Below are 20,641 nucleotides of genomic sequence, written 5' to 3' on the forward strand. Positions count from 1 at the left end.
GGGCCCGTACCACCCGGGGGTGGTACGGGCCCTTCCCGCTCGTTCCGGCGCGGCCGGTGTCATCGCTCCGAGTCGTACGCCCCGGTCAGCACCCGCGACCGCTTCACGTCGTCCGCGATCGCCTCCAGCAGCCCGTCGAGCGACTCGAACTTCGCCATCCCGCGCACGTAGGCGAGGAAGTCGACGGCCACGTGCATGCCGTACAGGTCCAGGCCGACGCGGTCGATGGCGTACGCCTCCACGGTCCGCTCGGTGGCGTCGAACTGCACGTTCGTACCGACCGAGATCGCCGCGGGCATCCGCTCGCCGTCCGCGGTCAGCCAGCCCGCGTACACCCCGTCCGCCGGGATCGCGGTGTGCGGCTGCGTCTCGACGTTGGCCGTCGGGTAGCCCAGCTCGCGTCCGCGCTGCGCACCGCGCACCACGACGCCCTCGACCCGGTGCGGGCGGCCCAGGATCTCGGCCGCGCCGTCCATGTCCCCCTCGGCGACGAGCCTGCGCGCCAGCGTGGAGGAGAACGGCACGCCGCCGCCCGCCTCGCCGCGCTCGACCAGGTCCACGACCTCGACCTCGTAGTCGTAGGTGGCGCCCAGCTCGCGCAGGAAGTCGACGTTCCCCGCGGCCCGGTGGCCGAAGCGGAAGTTCGGGCCCTCGATGACGGCGCGCGCGTGCAGTTTGTCGACGAGCACCTTCACGATGAAGTCGGCCGGCGACAGCTGCGAGAACTCCGCCGTGAACGGCAGGATCAGCAGCGCGTCCACGCCCAGCCCGGCCATGAGTTCGGCACGCCGGTCGTACGGCGCCAGGATCGGCGGGTGGCTGCCGGGGCGGACGACCTCGCTGGGGTGCGGGCTGAAGGTGACGACGACGGACGGGACGCCCAGCGCGCGCGCCTTCGCCACCGCCCGTCCGATGATGAGCTGATGACCGCGGTGCACACCGTCGTAGGAGCCGATGGTGACGACGCTGCGTCCCCAGTCCTGGGGGATGTCCTCCAAGCCACGCCAGCGCTGCACTGTGACCGCTCCTCGCCCGAACCCGTGTGGACCCTGTACCGATTGCCGATTGCAGGTCTAAGACTGCCATGCCGGTGGCCGGTGCCCCGCATCGGCATCGGAGTCGGAGACCTCCCGTGTCAGGTCGTCACGTCACATCCGCGGCCGCCCTGCCGAGCGTCTCCACCGTCCGCCGCGCGCTCGGCCCCAGCAGGGCGGCCGCCTCCGCTTGCGCCTGTGCCAGCCAGCCGGCCACGAGCGCCCCGAAGGCCGGGTCGCTGCGGGCCAGCTCGACCGTCCGGCGCTCGAACACGGCCGGCCCGCCGGGAGCCCGCAGCAGCTGCCGTCCGGTGCGGCGCAGCAGCTCCCGCGTACGGCTCTCCGGGCGCCCGGAGACCCCCGCCGCGACCCCGCCGAGGAAGGCGTCGAGGACCTGCGGGTCGGTCTCCTCGCGCAGCAGTACGGCGGCCAGCTCGCCGCGCAGCACGTACGAGGGCTCCCCGCCCGGCGCGGCCAGCACGGCGGCCAGCTCGGCCCGTACCGCCACCGGGGCGGTGCGCAGCAGCTCCAGGACGAGGGGGCGCAGCACGGGCTCGGCCGCGGGGCCGTGTTCGAGCCGCCGGTCCACGAACGCGGCGGCGTGCGGGGCGTCCTCGGGGCGCCGCTCGAGGTGTTCCCGTACGAGGTCGGCCGCGCGCCGGGCCAGCCCGGGGGTGGTCAGCGCGGCCAGCGCCCGCAGCACCTCCCCGTCGGCGCGGGCCCGCAGCGCGGCGAACACCGCGTCGGGGTCCGGGAGTACGGGCAGGGCGGCGACCAGGGCTTCGGCGGGCAGCCGGGAGCCGTGGCCGGGGGCGGCGAAGCAGGCGAGGGCGTCGGGGAGGTAGTGGCCGCGCGTGTGGGGGTCGCGCAGCAGCACGGCCAGGGCGCTGCCGTGCAGCGGGGCGTCGGCGGGACGGGCGAGCAGGGCCCGGGCGGCGCCGCGCAGCAGCTCGCGGTCGGCGGGGGTGCGCACGTGCGGGGCGGTGGCGAGCGCGTAGGTGGCGGCCGCGACCCGGCGGCCGGGCCGTTCGTCGTGGGCCCAGCGGTCCACGGCCCGGGACAGGGCGGAGGGCTCCTCCTCGGCCAGGACGGCGAGCAGTTCGTCGGCGCGGGGGTGCGCGGCGGTCACGAGCGCCTCGGCGAGGTCGTCCACGGCCAGGCCGCGGTGGGCGTACAACAGGGCCTGGGCGGCGGTGGCGACGGTGGCTCCGGGCCGGCCGCGCAGCCGGCGCTCGTCGTCGAACCAGGCGCAGATCAGCGGCTGCGCGCGCCGCGGGTCCCGGGCGAGCCGGCGGGCGGCGGCGTCGAGGCAGCGGTCGCCGGGGAGCGCTTCGGCGGGATCGGCCGGCAGCAGGCGACGCAGCAGGTCCAGCCGGTCGGGCTCCGGCAGGCGCAGCCGGTTCCAGAACCGGCCGTCGAAGCAGCCCGGCCCGGCGCGGGTCACGTGCTCGGCGAGGGCGTGCAGCACGGGCAGGTGGGGGTGGGCATCGGGGGCCCGCAGCAGGGTCTCGCGGAGCAGCCGGGCGGCCCACCAGGCACGGTCGGGCCCGGCGGTCGCGTCCTCGGCCAGCTGGTGGAGCCGCCGCACGAGGCCCGTGAGCTCCCGGCCGAGGGCGTCGGGGGGCAGCCGGCGCAGGGCTTCCAGGACGGGGCCGATGCGGTGCCGGGGCACGGGCGGCCCCGGAGCGGCGGGACCGTGCACGAGTCGGGCGAGGGCGGCGGTGACGTCGAGGTGGGCGGCCTGGAGCCAGTCGGACAGCTCCTCGTGGGCGAAGCGGTAGCCGGTCCCGGCGGGTACGAGCAGTCCCTCGGCGAGCACGGCGGCGGCCCAGCCGGTGCGCAGGGGGAACAGCTCCTCGAAGGAGTCCCGGGGCAGCGAGCCCCGCCCCGGCCCGAGGCAGCGCCGGGCGGCCTCGTGGACCCGGCCGGCCACGCGCGCGGCGAGCCGGCGAACACCGGGGCCGTACACCGCGGCTCCAGCGGTGGCGGTGGTAGCGGCGGTGGGCCCGGCGGAGCGGGTCGTGGCGGCGGTGGCGGCGGGTCCGGTGGTGGCGGCGGGTCTGGTGGCGTGGGCGGGCCTGGTGGCGTGGGCGGCCGCGATCCGGACGGCCGTGCGCAGACACAGGAGGTCGAGGTGGGCGGCGAACACCTCGTCACGGCCGGGGCATCCGGCGGTGACCCCGGCGGCCCGGATCCCGGCGAGCAGGCGCAGGGTGAGCGGGTGGCGGGCGTCGGCCTCCCGTACGGCACCGGCCGGAATGCCGAGCCGGGCGCGCAGCGCCCCGGCCTCGGCGGGGGCGAGGTCGCCGAGCGGGAGCGCGGGCGGCAGCCGCCGGGCGGGCCGGGCGGGGGTGTGCAGGGCCCCGGGCGGATAGAGAGCCCCGGCCCACTCCCAGTGCTCGGGGCGGGCGGCGAGTACGAGCCGCACCCCGCTCGCGCGCAGCCAGCCGACGGTGGCCTCGGTCCAGGGCCCCAGGCCCCGCGCGAGCTCCGGCGGCATCTCCTCGGGGGCGTCGAGCACGACGAGCACCTCCCGCCCGGCACGGGCCACCACCTCCACGACGTCCCGAACCACGTCCCCGCCCCATCTCCCCGAACCGCTGCCGCCCTCGACGCCCCCGCCGGCAGCGTCCCCCCACCCGGCGCCCCCGACCCCGGTACCCGGGTGGTCCGATCCCGGCCCGAGCCGCCCCGCCGACCCGGGCATCCCGACCGCCCCACCCCGACGCGCGACACCCGCACCGCCTCCACGTCCGGCTCCACCTCCGGCTCCGGCCACGCCCCCTGCCCGAGCAACGGACGCCGATCCGGTCCCGACACCGATCCACGCCCCGGTTCCGGCTACCTCATCAGCCCCGTCCACGCCCCCTGCCCGAGCTCCGGGTGCTTCCGCACCACCGCCGAAACCGTCCACTCCCCCAGCCCCGCCGCCGTCCCAGGCACCTGCCCAAGCCCCGGTTCCGTTTCCGGTTCCGGCTCCGGCTCCGGCCGCATCCCAGACCCCGTCGCCTGCAGCGGCGCAGGCTCCGGCTCCGGCTCCGGCACCGACCGCCTCACCGATCCGGGCGCCGGCCCACACCCCGGTTCCGGCCGGCTCACCTGCCCCGGCGGCAGCACCCGGGCCCGAGCCGAGCCACCCCGTCGGCCCGGACGCCGCGACCGACCCGCCACGGGACCCGGCACCCACCCCGGTTACGCCCCCGGCCCGAACACCGCCCCCAGCCCCAGCGCCGGACCCGGCACCGGCCGCCTCCCCAGCCCCGACACCGAACCGCGCCGCCCCGGTCCCGGCGATCTCACCGACCCCGGTACGGTCTCCGGCACCAGCTCCCGCACCAACCCCGTCACCGGAGTCTGCCCACCCTCCGGTTCCGGCCTCGTCACCGATGCCCGCACGGCCCCCCGCACCAGCTCCTCCACCGTCGTTGTCGACTGCACCGGCACCGGCACCGATCCCGTCGCCTGCGCCGGCCCACGCCCCGGTACCGAGCCGCCCTCCGGCTCCGGCCGCCTCTTCATCCCCCACACGCGCCCTGCCCGGGGCTCCGCCACCGACCCCACCCCACGCTCCGGCCCCGGTCCCGGCCCTCGACCCGGCCCCGGGCGCCGAGCAAGGCTCCGGGCCCGCATCGCTGCCGTACGCATCGTCCGCTTCCGCACTCGCTCCGGGCTCCGCCCCCGGGCCTCCGCGAGCCCCCGCCCCGGGCTGACGCCCGGCATCGGCGTCGGCGTCGGGACCGGCACCGCCCACCGCGGTTCCCCGGGACTCAACTCCCGCATGCGGGACCGAGCCCGAACCGGTCCGACGCCCGGCACCCTCACTGCCTCCGCGACCGGTCCCGGCGTCCGAACCCGCCCCGGGCAGCACCCCCGCCCCCGGGCCCTGCCGTGCTGCCGGCCCCCCGACGTCCCGGTACCCGGTGCCCGCCCCCGGACCGGGCCCGAATCCCCACCCCGGCCCAGCCCCCGCTCCGGCGTCCCGCGCCGGAGCCGCCCGGTCGCTCCGGCCGTACTCCTCCGGGGCAGGGATGGCGGCGTCCCAGCGCGCACCGGGGTTCCGGCCACCGGCACCCCGCACCACGAGCGGCACGGCGTACGCGGAGGCGGACGAGGACGCGTACGGGCCCGCCGCTCGGGCGTCTCGCCGCTGGACGGGCGCCCGACCCGCCCAGGGGTCCCCCAACAGCCCCACGGCGGCGGACTGTTCGACCCCCGGGCCGAAAGCGGCCGAGGGTACGGGATCCACCCCGCCTGCAGGGCCAGCCCCAGGAGCCGCGCACGCACAGGGAGCAGGGCGGGCCGCGAAAACCGAAGGGAGCGCAGCAGCCGACGGGAGCGCAGCAGCCGACGGGAGCGCAGCAGCCGTGACGGCGCGGGCGGCGTCGTCCAGCGCCCGGGCCACCGCGTCGGCCAGCGAGGCGTCCCCGGCCCGCAGGTCCGCCCCCCGCAGCCACAGCGTCGGCGCGGGCGGCTCCCCAGCGGCCCGGCGTCCGGCCAGCGCCGCGAGGACGGTGGTACGGCCGGTGCCCGGGGTTCCGACGACGGCCAGCACGGGGCGGCTCCCCACCGTGAACGCGGCGAGTTCGGCGGCGGCCCCCGGCCGGTCCACCAGTTCGGCGGGGTCCGGGGCGCCGGCCGCGGCGAGCGTGGTGCCGGCGAGTTGAAGCGCTCCGGCGAGGTTCAGGTCCGGGCCGTACGCCGGCACGGTCGTCGCGTTGCGCTCCAGCAGCGCGGAGAGCGGGCCGCCCGGAGCGGCCGCGGCCGCCGCCCGGAGCGCCACCGCGAAGCAGCCGGAGCGGTGCTCCGCCCGCAGAGCAGTGCTCACGACCGCAAGCACCGCTCCGGTCTCCGGGTCCAGGACCGGCCCCCCGCAGACGTCGCCGCCCAGCCGGAGCGCGTCCCGCCCGTCCGTGCCGATCGCCAGCTCCACAGCCGGCCCCACCCGCACCGGATCCCCGGGGCGTCCCGACACCCGCACCACTTCCGAGGGCCGCACCGGCAGCGCGTACCGCCGCCCGTCCGCCGCCCGGTGCGACACCTCCACACTCCCCAGCACCCGCGCCTGGCGCCACCCCCGCGCGAGCAGCCGTACGTACGTCCCCGGCGCGATCACCCCGCGCTCCGCCACCGGCAGCGGCCGCATCCCGAGCCCGTCGGTCCGTACGAGCGCCAGTGCGAGTTCCGGCAGCGGGGTGACGTCCTGCGGGCGGGCCACCCACACGCGCCCCGCCGGTCCCGGCCCGTGCAGCACCACCCGGGTGAGGCCCTCGACGGCCTCGTGGCTGGTGACCACCGTCCCCAGGTCGTCGGCGACGAACCCGCTGCCGCGGGTCAGCCCGGCGTGGTCGCAGATCCGGACGAGCCGGGGATCCCCGGCCCCCACTCCCACCCCGGCACCGGCACCCGCCCGGGTCGCCCCGTCCGCTCCGCCCGGGTCCGTCCCGTCCGCCCCGTCCGCAACTTCCGCCATGGCCGCACCACTCCCCGCAACGCCGCGTACGCACGACGGTAGGCAGGTGAAGATCAGCACGAACAGCACGCGAGACGAACGCGCCCCCTTACGCTCCCTCCATTCACTCCGAGCGCCTGCTCGGACGGGTGAATACAGGGGCCCGGATGGATAGAGACCTACCCGAGGGGGGTCGTGGAGCGGTGAGCAGCAAGCGATGTGCGCTCACCGCTCCACGTCAACACCAGTCGGCCCCGACAGGGCACGACAGGGGACGACAGGGCACGACCACAGACGAACGGAGCGCCGCCGCCCCAACAGGACGTCGACGCTCCGCAGATCGGATCGGCTCGGCTCGACCCAGCCCGACCACCCGGCCCGGCCCGACCAACCCGGCCCGACCCGGCCGTCAGGCGAAGACCGCCAGGGACTTCGCCTTCCCGCCCTTGCTCTCCACGAGCCCGAGCAACGCGCCCTCCGGCCCGTAGACCGCGACCGTCCGGCCGTCCCCGTACACCTCCGGCATCTCGATCCGCACGCCGTTGGCGAGCAGCGAGGCCCGACGGGCGTCCAGGTCCCAGCGCGGGAAGGCGGCCGCGGCCGCCTCGCCGATCGGCATGACGGTCAGCTCCTCCTGGAGCTGGTCCAGCGTCCGCGCCCGGTCGATCTTGTACGGGCCCACCCGGGTGCGCCGGAGCGCGGTCAGGTGTCCGCCCACGCCGAGGTCGGCGCCGAGGTCGCGGGCGAGGGCGCGGATGTACGTACCGCTGGAGCAGACGACGGAGACGACGAGGTCGACGACCTTGGTGCCGTCCTCGGCCTCCGCCTCGCGCATGTCGTACACCTGGAACGACGAGACGGTCACCGGCCGGGCCGGGATCTCGAAGTCCTCGCCGTCACGGGCGCGCTTGTAGGAGCGCACGCCCTTGATCTTGATGGCGCTGACCTTGGACGGGACCTGCATGATGTCGCCGGACAGCGTGGCGATGCCCGCGTCCACGGCGTCCCGGGTGACCCCGGTGGCGTCCGTGGAGGAGGTCAGCTCGCCTTCGGCGTCGTCCGTCAGGGTGTTCTGGCCCAGCCGGATCGTGCCGAGGTACTCCTTCTCCGTGAGCGCGAGGTGGCCGAGGAGCTTGGTGGCCTTCTCGACGCCCAGGACCAGCACGCCCGTCGCCATCGGGTCGAGCGTGCCGGCGTGGCCCACGCGGCGGGTCCTGGCGATCCCCCGCATCTTCGCGACCACGTCGTGCGACGTGAAACCGGACGGCTTGTCGACGATGACAAGGCCGTCCGGAGTCTTCCCTGCTTCGGTGCTCATTCCGCGGCTGCGTCCTCGTCGGAGTCGTCGGAGTCCTCATCGGGCTTCTTGTACGGGTCGGCGTCGCCGGCGTACTTCGCACCCGAGGACACCTCGCGCACCTGGGCGTCGGAGGTCCGCGCCTTCTCGAGGAGGTCCTCGATGGTCTTGGCGTTCTCCGGGAGGGCGTCCGCGATGAAGGTCAGGGTGGGCGTGAACTTGGTTCCCGCCGCCCGGCCGACCGCGGAGCGCAGAACGCCCTTGGCGCTCTCCAGGCCCGCTGCCGCGCTGGCCCGGTCCTCGTCGTCCCCGTAGACCGTGTAGAAGACCGTGGCCTCCCGCAGGTCGCCGGTGACCCGGGTGTCCGTGATGGTCACGTGCGTACCGAGGCGGGGGTCCTTGACACCGCGCTGCAGCTTCTCGGCCACCACCTCCCGGATGAGGTCCGCCAGCTTCTTCGCCCGCGCATTGTCGGCCACTGGTCCGTCTCCTTCTTTCTTGCAGACAAGCAATCAGTCTTCATCACCGTGGAAGCGCCGTCGTACGGACAGCAGCTCCACTTCCGGACGTGCCGCGACCAGCCGCTCGCAGCGGTCCAGTACGTCCGAGAGGAACCCCGCGTCCCCACTCACCAGAGCGACCCCGAGTCGGGCCCTGCGGTGCAGGTCCTGGTCGCCCACCTCCGCCGCGCTCACGGAGAACTTGCGTTGGAGCTCGGCCACGATGGGCCGGACGACGGAGCGTTTCTCCTTCAGCGAGTGAACGTCGCCGAGGAGCAGATCGAAGGACAGAGTCCCCACGTACATGCAGTTCCGGATGTCCCGCCGGTGCGGGTTCGGTGGCCTGCCGGGCCGTCGTCCGGCAGGATCACCCGGCTGCCGTGCGGCCGGGTCACCAGAACCGTACACGCAACGGCCGGGGCCGATCGACGGATATTCCGCCGACCGGCCCCGGTGTTACGACACGGTGCGAACCGCCTCGCGCTTACGCGCGGGGCTTCTCGCGCATCTCGTACGTCGCGATGACGTCGTCGATCTTGATGTCGTTGAAGTTTCCGAGGTTGATACCGCCCTCGAAGCCTTCGCGGATCTCGGTGACGTCGTCCTTGAAGCGGCGCAGACCGGAGATGGTGAGGCTCTCGGCGATGACCTTGCCATCGCGCAGGAGCCGCGCCTTGGTGTTGCGCTTGACCTCGCCGGACCGGATGAGGACACCGGCGATGTTGCCCAGCTTGGACGAGCGGAAGACCTCGCGGACCTCCGCCGTACCGAGCTCGACCTCTTCGTACTCCGGCTTGAGGAGACCCTTCAGGGCCGCCTCGATCTCCTCGATGGCCTGGTAGATCACCGAGTAGTAGCGGACGTCGACACCCTCGCGCTCCGCCATCTGCGCGGCACGGCCGGCCGCACGGACGTTGTAGCCGATGACGATGGCGTCGGAGCCCATCGCCAGGTTGATGTCGGACTCGGTGACCGCACCCACACCGCGGTGCAGGACGCGGATGTCGACCTCTTCGCCGACGTCGAGCTGGAGCAGCGAGGACTCGAGGGCCTCCACCGCACCGGACGCGTCGCCCTTGATGATGAGGTTGAGCTCCTGGACGAGACCGGCCTTGAGGACCGAGTCGAGGTCTTCCAGGGACACCCGGCGGACGCGCTTGGCGAAGTTGGCGTTGCGCTCACGCGCAGCACGCTTCTCGGCGATCTGACGGGCCGTGCGGTCCTCGTCGACGACGAGGAAGTTGTCGCCGGCGCCGGGGACGTTGGTGAGACCCAGGACCAGGACGGGGGTCGACGGACCCGCTTCCTCGACGTTGTTGCCCTTGTCGTCGAGCATGGCGCGCACTCGGCCGTAGGCGTCGCCCACGACCATCGTGTCGCCGACGCGGAGGGTACCGCGCTGGACGAGGACGGTGGCGACGGCACCGCGGCCGCGGTCGAGGTGGGACTCGATCGCAATACCCTGAGCGTCCTGCTCCGGGTTGGCGCGCAGGTCGAGCGAGGCGTCGGCGGTGAGGACGACGGCCTCCAGCAGGGAGTCGATGTGCAGACCCTGCTTGGCGGAGATGTCGACGAACATCGTGTCGCCGCCGTACTCCTCGGCGACCAGACCGAACTCGGTGAGCTGACCGCGCACCTTGACCGGGTCGGCACCCTCGACGTCGATCTTGTTGACCGCGACCACGATCGGCACGCCGGCCGCCTGGGCGTGGTTCAGCGCCTCGATCGTCTGCGGCATGACGCCGTCGTTCGCCGCGACCACGAGGATCGCGATGTCGGTCGACTTGGCACCACGGGCACGCATGGCGGTGAACGCCTCGTGACCGGGGGTGTCGATGAAGGTGATCTTGCGCTCTTCACCGTTGACCTCGGTACCGACCTGGTACGCACCGATGTGCTGCGTGATGCCGCCGGCCTCGCCCGCAACGACGTTCGTCTTGCGGATGGCGTCGAGCAGTCGGGTCTTACCGTGGTCGACGTGACCCATGACGGTCACGACCGGCGGACGCGGCATGAGGAACTCCTCGCCGCCCTCGTCCTCGCCGAACTCGATGTCGAAGGTCTCGAGGAGCTCGCGGTCCTCTTCCTCCGGGCTGACGATCTGAACCGTGTAGTTCATCTCGCCGGCCAGCATCTCGAGCGTCTCGTCGGAGACGGACTGCGTGGCAGTGACCATCTCGCCGAGGTTCATCATCACGGCGACGAGCGACGCCGGGTTGGCGTTGATCTTCTCCGCGAAGTCGGTGAGGGAGGCACCGCGCGACAGGCGAACGGTCTCGCCCTGGCCGCGCGGCAGCATCACGCCGCCGACCGACGGGGCCTGCATGGCCTCGTACTCCTGGCGCCTCTGACGCTTGGACTTGCGACCGCGACGCGCCGGACCACCGGGACGGCCGAAGGCACCCTGCGTGCCACCACGGGCATTGGGACCACCGGGACGCCCGGCGAAGCCGGGACGACCGCCGCCACCGGCACCGGCCGGACCGCCGCCGAAGCCGCCGCCACCGGGACGGGGACCGCCGAAGCCGCCACCGCCGCCGGGACGCGAGCCCGGACCGGCCGGACGGCCGGCGAAGCCGCCGCCGCCACCGGGACGAGCGCCGCCGCCACCGGGACGACCTGCGCCACCCGTACCGGGACCACGGCCACCGGGGCCGCCGCCGGGACGGGGACCGGGACCACCGGCAGCGGGACGCTGCGGCATCATGCCCGGGTTGGGACGGTTACCACCGGGGGCACCACCGGGACGCGGGGCGCCGCCCTGCGGGCGCGGCATGCCGCCCGGGGTGGGACGGCCCGCGCCCTGCGGACGCGGAGCGCCGCCGGGGCCGCCCTGCGGGCGGGGGGCACCCTGGCCGCCGCCGGCGCCGGGGGCACCGGGACGGGGGGCGCCGGCCGGACGGGGCGCCTGCGGGCGCGCCATGCCGGTGGAGCCACCAGAGGTGAAGGGGTTGTTGCCCGGACGGGGACCGGCCGGACGGGCGCCCTGGGGACGCGGGGCCTGCGAGCCGGGGCCCGCGGGACGCTGCGACGGGGCGCCGGGGGCGGAACCGGCCGGGCGCGGGGCGCCGGGACGGGCGCCGGACTGGCCGCCCTGACCCTGGGCCGGACGCTGCTGCGCCGGACGGGGGCCGGGAGCCGCGGCGGCGGGACGCTCGGTGCGCTCGGCGCGCGCCGGGGCGGCCGGGGCCGCCGGGGGCGCGGAGAACTCGGTCGCCACGGGAGCCGCCGGAGCGGGCTTCGGGGCGGCCGGGGCCTTCGGGCCGGGACGCGGGCCGGAACCGGCCGGGGTCACCGGTGCGGGCGCTGCGGCGGCCGGGGCCTCCGCGACGACCGGCTTGGGGGCCGGGGCGCCGGGCTTCGGCGCACCGGGACGTGCCGGGGCCGGGGCCCCGGGCTTGGCGGGCGCGGCCTTGCGGGGCGCACCCGGCTTTGCGGCGGACTTGCCGGCGTTGTCGCCGGGGCCCTGCAGCGCGTCGGTCAACTTGCGTACAACCGGCGCCTCGATCGTCGAGGACGCCGAACGGACGAATTCACCGAGTTCTTGGAGCTTGGCCATGACGACCTTGCTCTCAACTCCGAACTCCTTGGCGAGTTCATATACCCGGACCTTAGCCACTTCGCTCCTTTTAGGTCCGGGTTACGCCGGACCGTTGCTACTTCATGGGCGTACTCATCGCGTACTCATCGAGTGCTCATCGCAATCTCGACCTACTTCCAACTCGCGAGGTACCTGACCGCACGGGGCATCCGTGCCGTTCTACGTCTTACGGTGTCGCCTCGGCCTGAACGGCCACGGCTGTGCGCAGTTCCGCGGTGTCGAGCGTTCCGGCGGACCTGAGGGCCCGGGAGAACGCCCGGCGGCGGACCGCCTGGTCGAGGCAGACCACGGCGGGGTGCACGTAGGCACCCCGGCCGGGCAGCGTACCGCGATGATCGGGGACGCACGCGTCCCCGACCGCCACGATGCGCAGCAGTTCGTTCTTGGCCGCTCGCTCCCGACACCCCACACAGGTGCGTTCGGGGCATGCGCGGGCTTGCGTCCGGCCAGACACGCCTTAGTCTACCTCCCCGTAGCGACCTCACCCCTTCAGGTGAAAAATCGAACGGATGTTGTCGTGATCCGATGTCCCACGATCCGCTGTCGAAACCACCGGAACCTCGTACGAGGTTCCGGTCCGCGGCGTCGTGATCCTGTGTACCGCCCGGGAAGCCCCGGCCGGTACCGGTTTATTCCCGGTCGGCGCCCCGGTCCGCGTTCCCGTCCCGGTCTGTGTCCGAGGACACCTCGGTGTCGGGACGGATGTCGATGCGCCAGCCCGTGAGCCGAGCGGCGAGGCGGGCGTTCTGGCCCTCCTTGCCGATGGCCAGGGACAGCTGGTAGTCGGGCACGGTCACCCGTGCGGAGCGGGTGTCCCAGTCGACGACCTGGACCTCGCTCACCCGGGCGGGGGACAGCGCGTTCGCGACCATCTCCGCCGGGTCGTCCGACCAGTCGACGATGTCGATCTTCTCGCCGTGCAGTTCGGCCATCACGTTGCGCACGCGGCTGCCCATCGGGCCGATGCAGGCACCCTTCGGGTTCAGGCCCGAGCGGGTGGACCGGACGGCGATCTTGGTGCGGTGGCCGGCCTCGCGGGCGATCGCGGAGATCTCGACGCTGCCGTCGGCGATCTCCGGGACCTCCAGGGAGAAGAGCTTCTTCACCAGGTTGGGGTGGGTGCGCGACAGGGTCACGGACGGACCGCGGACACCCTTCGCCACGCGCACGACGTACGCCTTGAGGCGCAGTCCGTGCGTGTAGTCCTCGCCGGGCACCTGCTCCTGCACCGGCAGGATGGCCTCGAGCTTGCCGATGTCGACGAGGACGTTCTTCGGGTCCTTGCCCTGCTGGACGACGCCGGTGATGACGTCGCCCTCACGGCCCGCGAACTCGCCGAAGGTCAGGTCGTCCTCGGCGTCGCGCAGACGCTGCAGGATCACCTGCTTGGCGGTCGTCGCGGCGATCCGGCCGAAGTCCGACGGGGTGTCGTCGAACTCCTTGGGCTCCTGTCCCTCTTCGAGGTCCCTCGGGTCTTCCGTCGCCCACACGACCACGTGACCGTTGGTGCGGTCCAGCTCGACGCGTGCGCGGCGGAAGCTCCCGTCGGTCCGGTGGTACGCGATGAGGAGGGCCGACTCGATCGCCTCGACGAGCAGGTCGAAGGAGATCTCCTTCTCCCGGACCAGACCCCGCAGGGCACTCATGTCGATGTCCACGACTACGCCTCCTCTTCCTTCTTGTCCTTGCGGTTGAACTCGATCTCGACACGCGCCTTGGCGATGTCGGAAAACGCGATGCGGCGGGCGGTCGCCTTGCGGCCCTTCACGCCCGGTACTTCCAGGTCCAGCCCCTCGTCGTCGACGTCGAGGATGCGGGCGACGAGCTCCCCGGCACCCTTCTCACCTTCGGTGGTCAGCTGAAACTTGACGAGGCGGCCGATCGCCCGAACGTAGTGACGGTGCTCGCTGAGCGGGCGGTCCGCGCCCGGGGAGCTGACTTCGAGGACGTACTCGTCCTCGCCCATCGCGTCGGACGCGTCGAGCTGGTCGGAGACCTCACGGCTCAGCTCGGCGCACGCGTCCAGCTCCACGCCCTCGTCGGAGTCCACGATGATCCGCAGCATCCGGCGCTTGCCCGCCTTGGACAGCTCGATGTCCTCGAGGTCCAGGCCCTTGGCGGCGACGAGCGGCTCCAGCAATCCGCGCAGCCTGTCGCTCTGGGTGGTGCTCATCCGGGTGACTCCTCGGCCGCGTGTGCTGTTGTGGTTTCCGTCGTGCGTCAGGTCAAAGGGTATCCGGTCGCGGGGGGTGTTGCCGTCCGCCCTGTGGACGGGGCCCCGGGTACCGTGATCACACCCTGCCCCGCCGCACCCCCGAGGACGCCGCCGTGCCCTGGACCCCGTCTTTGAGACCCTCGCGAAGAAGCGTGCTGGCCGGAGCGGCCGGTGCGGCCGGCGCCGTGCTGCTGTCCGGGTGCGACGGGGGCCCGTCCGGCGGCGACTCCGTGGTTCCGCTCGAACGGCGGATGCGCGCGACGGCTGTTCGTGACAGCGCGCGCCTGCTGGAACGTTACGACGCCACGACCGCCGCCCATCCGGCCCTGGCGGAGCGGATCGCGCCGCTGCGCGCCGCCGTCGCGGCGCACGCGGCGGCCCTGTCCCCCGCCGCCACCGGCTCCCCGTCCGCCGCCGCGTCGCCTCCCCCGTCCGGCGGTACGGGGGCGGCCGCGCCCGCGGTGGGGCCCGGCGGGCCGGTGCCCGCGAAGCCCGCCGACGCGCTGGCCGCGCTCGCGGACGCCGAGCGGACCCTGTCCGAGTCCCGGACCATCGACCTGGCCGCGGCCCCCGGGGAGCTGGCCCGGCTGCTGGCCTCGGTGGCGGCCTGCGGCGCCGTGCACGCGTACCTGCTGACCTCGAACCCCGGAGCCGCGTCGTGAAGCCCGAGCCCGCCCCCGCCGGCCGCGCCCTGGAAGCGGCGCAGGCCGCCCTGGCCGCCGAGCACGCGGCCGCGTACGGCTACGGGGTGATCGGCGCCCGGGCCGCCGCGGCGCGCGCGAACGAGGCCCGGGAGGCGTTCGGCGGCCACCTCGCCCGGCGCGACGCGCTCACCCGGACGGTGCGGGAGCTGGGCGGCTCGCCCCGGCCCTCGGAGGCGGCGTACGCGCTGCCGTTCGCGGTGCGCACGCCCGCGGACGCCGAGCGGCTGGCCGCGGAGATCGAGGAGCGGGTGGCGGGGGCCTACTCAGATCTGGTGCGGGCCGCGGAGGGTCCGCTGCGCCGCGAGGCGGCCGACGCGCTGAGCGCCGCGGCCGTCCGCGCGGCACGCTGGCGTGGTGTCGGCGTAGCCTTCCCTGGGCTCGCGGAACGCTCGGAACGAGCCCGGACCAGCTGAAAGGGATCACGCACGCATGGCATTCGAACCGCCGCAGCGGCTTGTACGGGCGCTCGGCGAGCTGCCGGAGACGGCGCGGGACGCGGACTGGCTGGGGCAGTTGCCCGGCCTCGCCGAGGCCGCGCTGGACCGGCGCGGGGTGCGGGCCCAGCGGGTGCAGGCCCCGGGCGGGCGCAGCAGTCTGGTGGTCCTCGTCCGGTACGACGACGGGACCCCGGCCGCCCTGAAGCTCGCTCCCCCGCAGGCCCGGCCCGACCGGGAGCTGACGGCACTCGCCCACTGGGGCGGCTTCGGGGCCGTGCGCGTCCTGGACTCCCGGTACCACGAGGAGGACGGGGCGCTGCTGCTGGAGCGGCTGCACCCGGAGGTGTCGCTGCGCTCCCTGCCGGAGACGAAGGCGCTGCTGGAGGCCTGCGGCACGCTGCGCAGGCTCTGGGTGGCGCCGCCGGCGGGACACGGCCTGGAGACGGTGGCGGAGCGCACGGAGCAGCAGGCGGCGGCCCTGCGCGCGGCCCCGGCGGAGGCCCGGCCGCTGGCCGAGGCGGCCCTGGCGGCGCGCGGGGAGCTGACGGCCGTGCCCGGCGAGGAGCTGGTGCTCCACGGGAACTTCCGGCAGGGCAAGGTGCTCGCGGGCGAGCGGGCCCCGTGGCTGGCGGTGGGTCCGGATCCCCTGGTCGGGGAGCGGGCGTACGACCTGGCGCGGCTGGTCCGGGACCGGCTGGAGGACCAGGTGGCCACCTCGGCGGGGGCGGCCGGCGCGCGGCGCCGGATGAACCGGCTGGCCGACGCCCTGGAGGTGGACCGGGACCGGTTGCGCGGCTGGACGCTGTTCCGGGCGGTGGAGTCGGGGAACCGGGCACTGGCCGCGGGGCGGCGCCGGGATGCGGAGCTGCTGCTGGAGTTCGCGGCCTGGTTGTAGGGCATACCGTACATAGGTAGGTATGTCCGGCAGGGAGCCGTCATGGTCGAGGAACTGCTGACAGCGGCGGTAGCCGCCGGTGCGGGCGTCGCGGTCTACGCGGGCTTCGCCGCCCGGGTGGTGAAGCAGTACGAGCGGGGTCTGGTGTTCCGTCTCGGGCGGCTGCGCGAGGAGGTCCGGGGTCCCGGGTTCACCACGGTCGTGCCGGTCGTGGACCGCCTGCGCAAGGTCAACATGCAGATCGTGACGCTGCCGGTGCCGGCCCAGGAGGGCATCACCCGGGACAACGTCACGGTGCGGGTGGACGCCGTCGTGTACTTCAAGGTCGTCGATCCGGCCAGCGCCGTCGTGGCGGTGGAGGACTACCGCTTCGCGGTCTCGCAGATGGCGCAGACCTCGCTGCGGTCGATCATCGGCAAGTCCGACCTGGACGACCTGCTCTCCAACCGGGAGATGCTCAACCAGGGCCTGGAACTGATGATCGACAGCCCGGCGGTGGGCTGGGGCGTCCAGATCGACCGGGTCGAGATCAAGGACGTGTCGCTGCCGGAGACGATGAAGCGGTCGATGGCCCGGCAGGCGGAGGCCGACCGCGAGCGCCGTGCCCGCGTCATCAACGCGGACGCGGAACTCCAGGCCTCGCACAAGCTGGCCGAGGCGGCGGAGGTCATGTCGGAGCAGCCCGCGGCGCTCCAGCTGCGGCTGCTGCAAACGGTGGTGGCGGTGGCGGCGGAGAAGAACTCCACCCTGGTGCTGCCGTTCCCGGTGGAACTCCTGCGCTTCCTGGAGCGCGCGGCCCCGGCTCCCGCCCCCCACGACCCCGCGGCGGCGTCCGCGCGCGGGGACTCCGCTCCGGCCGGCCCGGCCACCGAGGGCCCCGGGCCGGCCGGGACCGGCACGGCGCCGGGCGGCGAACCGGCCCCGGACGGGCCGCCCGACCCGGCGGCCCCGTCCCCGGGCTAGACCCTCGTGCCCGCTTCCCCGGGCCGTCACGCCTGCGGGGCCTCCAAGGGCCCCGGGGCCTCCGCGGAGGGACGCGGGCGCGGTCCGGCTACGTCAGGCGGGCGAGGGCCTCCGCCAGGGGGAGTTCCTCGCGGGTGCCCGCGGCACGGTTCTGCAGTTCGACGACCTCCTCCGCCGAGCGGCGGCCCGCGACCAGGATCCACGGCACGCCGATCAGCTCCGCGTCCGTGAGCTTGACGCCGGGCGACAGGCCCGGACGGTCGTCCAGCAGGACCCGCAGGCCGGCCGCCGCCAGGGTGGACGCCGCCGACTCCGCGAGGGCGAGGGGTACGGCCTTGCCCGCCGCGACCACGTGGACGTCGGCCGGGGCCACCGCCGCCGGCCAGCACAGGCCGCGCTCGTCCGCCGTCTGCTCGGCCAGCGCCGCCACCGCGCGCGAGACGCCGATGCCGTACGAGCCCATGGTCACCCGGACCGGCTTGCCCTCGCGGCCCAGCACGTCGAGTCCGAAGGCGTCCGCGTACTTGCGGCCCAGCTGGAAGATGTGCCCGATCTCGATCGCCCGGTCGAGCCGCAGACCGGTGCCGCAGGAGGGACAGGGGTCGCCGGGCTCCACGACGACGACGTCGAGGTACCGGTCCACCTCGAAGTCGCGGCCGCAGACCACGTTCCGGGCGTGCGTGTCCGCCCGGTTGGCGCCGGTGACCCAGGCGGTGCCGGGCGCGACCCGGGGGTCGGCCAGGTAGCGGACCTTCTCCAGGCCCTGCGGGCCGACGTACCCGCGGACGAGGTCGGGCCGGCCGGCGAAGTCCTCGGCGGTGACGAGCTCGACGACGGCGGGGGCCAGGTGCTCGCCGAGCTTGCCGAGGTCGACCTCGCGGTCCCCGGGCACGCCGACCGCCGTGATCTCGCCGTCGACCTTCACCAGGAGGTTCTTCAGGGTCGCGGAGGCGGGAACGCCCAGGTGCGCGGCCAGGGTCTCGATGGTCGGGGTGTCGGGGGTGTCGACCTCCTCCAGCGGCGGGTGCTCCCCCGCCGCCGGCGCCAGGGCGAAGGTGACGGCCTCGGTGTTGGCCGCGTAGTCGCAGGCGGGGCAGTCCGCGAAGGTGTCCTCGCCGGCCTCGGCCGGGGCGAGGAACTCCTCGGACGCCGAGCCGCCCATGGCGCCGGAGACGGCCGACACGATGCGGTGATCCAGGCCGAGCCGCTCGAAGATCCGGACGTACGCCCGGCGGTGGAGGCGGTACGACTCCTCCAGGCCCTCGTCGGAGACGTCGAAGGAGTACGAGTCCTTCATCTGGAACTCGCGGCCCCGCAGCACTCCGGACCGGGGGCGGGCCTCGTCGCGGTACTTGGTCTGGATCTGGTAGAGCATGACCGGCAGGTCCTTGTACGAGGTGCACTGGTCCTTCACCAGCAGGGTGAAGATCTCCTCGTGGGTGGGACCGAGCAGGTAGTCGGCGCCCTTGCGGTCCTTGAGGCGGAACAGCAGGTCGCCGTACTCCGACCAGCGCCCGCTGACCTCGTACGGCTCCTTGGGCAGGAGCGCCGGGAGCAGCACCTCCTGCGCCCCGATCGCGTCCATCTCCTCGCGGACGACGCGTGAGACGTTGTCCAGGACCCGCTTGCCGAGCGGCAGCCACGTCCACACCCCGGCCGAGCTGCGCCGGACGTAGCCGGCGCGGACCAGGAGCCGGTGGCTGAGGGTCTCGGCGTCGGCCGGGTCCTCGCGGAGGGTCTTGGCCATGAGACGGGACATGCGCTGCACGTGTTGCGTAGACATGCGGGGAGGCTACCGGGGCCCTCGGGGACGGCGGAAACCGGAATCAGGGGCGGAGCAGCGGCAGCCGGGCGCCCATGACCGCGTACGGGAGGCTCGCGCTGGGGAAGTGCACACGGCGGGCGAGGTCGGTGTAGCCGAGGGCCCGGTAGAGCCCCCGGGCGGGGCTGTCGGTGTCGATGGCGGAGAGGATCGAGCGCGGTTCGGCGGCGGCGTCGGTGATGCCGGTGATCAGTGCGCGGCCCACGCCGTGGCCCTGGAAGCCGGGGTGGACGTGCAGCTCGGTGATCACGAAGGAGTCGTCGAGCCAGGCCCCGTGCCCGCCGGCCACCAGGTGGGGTTCGACGATGCTGGACCACCAGTGCGTGCGGTCGTTGGGCATGCCGTACACGAAGCCGGTGAGCGCGTCGTCCTCGGTGAACGCGCCGAGCGCGCGGGCGCCCCGGCAGACCATGTGGCGCTGGACGATGTAACGCCGGATGCCGACCTCCTCCTCGCTGAGGCCGAAGGCGACGGCCTGCACGCGCAGGGCCTCGTCCACCCGGTCGGCGAGGTCGAGGGGGCCGATGCGGAGTCCGGTAGGCAGCATGCGGCGACCTTACTTGGCGGTACGGGCGGGCCGGTATGCCGTCGGCGCACCGGTTCCGATGGGGAGGCGGGCGGGGCGGCGCGCCCGTGGTTCGGAACGGCACGCCGTTCAGAACAGCACGCTCATGAAGGCGCCGACCTCGCGGAAGCCGACGCGGCGGTAGGACGCGCGCGCCGCGGCGTTGAAGTCGTTGACGTAGAGGCTGACGACGGGGGCCACGTCCCGCAGCGCGTAGGCGACGACGGCGGCCATCCCGGTCTCGGAGTGTCCGCGGCCGCGGAACTCGGGGTCCACCCAGACGCCCTGGATCTGGCAGGCGCGGGCGGTCGCGGCGCCGATCTCCGCCTTGAAGACGACCTTGCCGTCCTCGACGCGGGCGAAGGAGCGGCCGGTGGCGACGAGTTCGGCGACCCGGGCCTGGTAGAGGAGGCCGCCGTCGCCGGCCATCGGCGAGATCCCGACCTCCTCGGTGAACATGGCCACGCAGGCGGGCATGATCATGTCCATCTCGTCCTTGCGGATGCGGCGGACCGCGGGATCGGGCGCGACCGTGGTGGAGGGCTGCTCGATGGTCATCAGGGGCTGGCGGGACCGGACGTCCCGGGCCGGACCCCAGGCGGGCTCCAGGAGCTGCCAGAGCAGCCGCGTGGCTTCGACGGGACCGACGATGGAGGAGCAGCGGCGGCCGGTGCGGCGGGCCCGTTCGGCGAAGGCGCGCACGGCGTCGGGTCCGGCGCAGACGGGGACCAGGTTGGCGCCGGCGTAACAGAGGGAGCGGAGCTCGCCGTCGGCGTACCAGCCCCACATCTCGCCGCCCAGGCGCCAGGGGTCGAGTCCGGCGACCTGGACCCGTGAGGTGACGAACGCGTTCGCCACCGGCTCGCGTCCGAGGACGTCGAGCGCGGCGTCGAGATCACTGGGCTCAAGGACCCGGGTGGTGGTCTGCGTCAACACTGGGGCCTCACCATGCAAGTCTGCTGATCTCCGCACTGTACCCGCAGCCGCTGGGGGATGCCGGGTCCCGCAGGTCACGAAAAAGCCCCGGCCCCGCCCCCGAGCTGCGGGAACGGGGCCGGGGCGGGGGTCCGTGGGGGCCCGGCCGATCAGACGCCGATGGCCACCGTGGGCTCGCCGGAGGTCACGCCGTCCTTCTCCATCTGCTCGGCGATCTTCATCG

The 20,641-nt window shown here is 74.5% G+C and carries 16 protein-coding genes; 4 read left to right on the forward strand and 12 right to left on the reverse strand.

Annotated elements, in window-relative coordinates; translation table 11 throughout:
- Window positions 1-59: 59 nt before the first annotated feature.
- The 9 genes from ACFWW8_RS33465 to rimP form a co-directional block, all read right to left on the reverse strand.
- On the reverse strand, window positions 60-1,016 hold the full coding sequence (locus ACFWW8_RS33465) for a bifunctional riboflavin kinase/FAD synthetase (protein ID WP_386535254.1): 957 nt from the start codon (window positions 1,014-1,016) through the stop codon (window positions 60-62).
- 127 nt (window positions 1,017-1,143) lie between these two features.
- Window positions 1,144-3,609, reverse strand: coding sequence for a hypothetical protein (locus ACFWW8_RS33470; RefSeq protein WP_386535257.1), 2,466 nt, complete (start codon window positions 3,607-3,609; stop codon window positions 1,144-1,146).
- A 3,283-nt stretch (window positions 3,610-6,892) separates the two neighbouring features.
- Window positions 6,893-7,801 (reverse strand): tRNA pseudouridine(55) synthase TruB, encoded by a 909-nt coding sequence (gene truB, locus ACFWW8_RS33475; protein ID WP_386535259.1) that lies wholly within the window; start codon window positions 7,799-7,801, stop codon window positions 6,893-6,895.
- Window positions 7,798-8,259 carry a 30S ribosome-binding factor RbfA gene (gene rbfA / locus ACFWW8_RS33480; protein ID WP_386535261.1) on the reverse strand — a complete coding sequence of 154 codons (462 nt, stop codon included), beginning with the start codon at window positions 8,257-8,259 and terminating at the stop codon, window positions 7,798-7,800. The genes truB and rbfA overlap by 4 nt, the downstream gene beginning before the upstream one ends.
- Window positions 8,260-8,292: 33 nt before the next feature.
- Window positions 8,293-8,586, reverse strand: coding sequence for a DUF503 domain-containing protein (locus ACFWW8_RS33485; RefSeq protein ID WP_267717480.1), 294 nt, complete (start codon window positions 8,584-8,586; stop codon window positions 8,293-8,295).
- 178 nt (window positions 8,587-8,764) lie between these two features.
- The gene (infB, locus tag ACFWW8_RS33490) at window positions 8,765-11,899 is read right to left on the reverse strand and encodes a translation initiation factor IF-2 (protein WP_386535266.1); all 3,135 of its coding nucleotides are present in this window, start codon (window positions 11,897-11,899) and stop codon (window positions 8,765-8,767) included.
- Between the two features lie 148 nt (window positions 11,900-12,047).
- Window positions 12,048-12,335, reverse strand: coding sequence for a YlxR family protein (locus tag ACFWW8_RS33495; protein WP_386535269.1), 288 nt, complete (start codon window positions 12,333-12,335; stop codon window positions 12,048-12,050).
- Window positions 12,336-12,510: 175 nt separating this feature from the next.
- Window positions 12,511-13,539 (reverse strand): transcription termination factor NusA, encoded by a 1,029-nt coding sequence (gene nusA, locus ACFWW8_RS33500; RefSeq protein WP_386535272.1) that lies wholly within the window; start codon window positions 13,537-13,539, stop codon window positions 12,511-12,513.
- Window positions 13,540-13,541: 2 nt separating this feature from the next.
- Window positions 13,542-14,054: a ribosome maturation factor RimP gene (rimP, locus tag ACFWW8_RS33505; RefSeq protein WP_386535274.1), complete on the reverse strand. Its 513-nt coding sequence runs from the start codon at window positions 14,052-14,054 to the stop codon at window positions 13,542-13,544.
- 194 nt (window positions 14,055-14,248) lie between these two features.
- On the opposite strand from rimP, the gene ACFWW8_RS33510 reads away from it, so the two are divergent.
- The 4 genes from ACFWW8_RS33510 to ACFWW8_RS33525 are packed head-to-tail and all read left to right on the forward strand — an operon-like array spanning window position 14,249 to window position 17,095.
- Entirely contained in the window at window positions 14,249-14,758 is a 510-nt protein-coding gene (locus tag ACFWW8_RS33510; RefSeq protein ID WP_386535277.1) for a hypothetical protein, read from the forward strand.
- Window positions 14,755-15,213 (forward strand): ferritin-like domain-containing protein, encoded by a 459-nt coding sequence (locus tag ACFWW8_RS33515; RefSeq protein WP_386535280.1) that lies wholly within the window; start codon window positions 14,755-14,757, stop codon window positions 15,211-15,213. Before ACFWW8_RS33510 ends, ACFWW8_RS33515 begins: the two co-directional genes overlap by 4 nt.
- Window positions 15,214-15,229: 16 nt before the next feature.
- A complete protein-coding gene (locus ACFWW8_RS33520; protein ID WP_386535283.1) occupies window positions 15,230-16,132 on the forward strand; it encodes an aminoglycoside phosphotransferase family protein in 903 nt (300 codons plus the stop codon).
- Between the two features lie 42 nt (window positions 16,133-16,174).
- Window positions 16,175-17,095: a slipin family protein gene (locus tag ACFWW8_RS33525; protein WP_386535286.1), complete on the forward strand. Its 921-nt coding sequence runs from the start codon at window positions 16,175-16,177 to the stop codon at window positions 17,093-17,095.
- 88 nt (window positions 17,096-17,183) lie between these two features.
- On the opposite strand, the gene ACFWW8_RS33530 is transcribed toward ACFWW8_RS33525, so the two are convergent.
- The 3 genes from ACFWW8_RS33530 to ACFWW8_RS33540 all read right to left on the reverse strand — a co-directional run bounded on the left by ACFWW8_RS33530 (window position 17,184) and on the right by ACFWW8_RS33540 (window position 20,418).
- The gene (locus ACFWW8_RS33530) at window positions 17,184-18,878 is read right to left on the reverse strand and encodes a proline--tRNA ligase (RefSeq protein WP_386535289.1); all 1,695 of its coding nucleotides are present in this window, start codon (window positions 18,876-18,878) and stop codon (window positions 17,184-17,186) included.
- Window positions 18,879-18,921: 43 nt separating this feature from the next.
- Window positions 18,922-19,464, reverse strand: coding sequence for a GNAT family N-acetyltransferase (locus tag ACFWW8_RS33535; protein ID WP_386535292.1), 543 nt, complete (start codon window positions 19,462-19,464; stop codon window positions 18,922-18,924).
- Between the two features lie 108 nt (window positions 19,465-19,572).
- The gene (locus ACFWW8_RS33540; RefSeq protein ID WP_386535295.1) at window positions 19,573-20,418 is read right to left on the reverse strand and encodes a GNAT family N-acetyltransferase; all 846 of its coding nucleotides are present in this window, start codon (window positions 20,416-20,418) and stop codon (window positions 19,573-19,575) included.
- Window positions 20,419-20,641: the final 223 nt, after the last annotated feature.

The organism is Streptomyces sp. NPDC058701, from assembly GCF_042715295.1.
Classification (GTDB): Bacteria; Actinomycetota; Actinomycetes; order Streptomycetales; family Streptomycetaceae; genus Streptomyces.

Bases quoted from the DNA above. Each gene is read 5' to 3' on its own strand.
- truB (WP_386535259.1), bottom strand. From the start codon at position 7,801: ATGAGCACCGAAGCAGGGAAGACTCCGGACGGCCTTGTCATCGTCGAC.
- ACFWW8_RS33485 (WP_267717480.1), bottom strand. From the start codon at position 8,586: ATGTACGTGGGGACTCTGTCCTTCGATCTGCTCCTCGGCGACGTTCAC.
- rimP (WP_386535274.1), bottom strand. From the start codon at position 14,054: ATGAGCACCACCCAGAGCGACAGGCTGCGCGGATTGCTGGAGCCGCTC.
- ACFWW8_RS33520 (WP_386535283.1), top strand. From the start codon at position 15,230: ATGGCATTCGAACCGCCGCAGCGGCTTGTACGGGCGCTCGGCGAGCTG.
- ACFWW8_RS33525 (WP_386535286.1), top strand. From the start codon at position 16,175: ATGGTCGAGGAACTGCTGACAGCGGCGGTAGCCGCCGGTGCGGGCGTC.
- ACFWW8_RS33530 (WP_386535289.1), bottom strand. From the start codon at position 18,878: ATGTCTACGCAACACGTGCAGCGCATGTCCCGTCTCATGGCCAAGACC.
- ACFWW8_RS33535 (WP_386535292.1), bottom strand. From the start codon at position 19,464: ATGCTGCCTACCGGACTCCGCATCGGCCCCCTCGACCTCGCCGACCGG.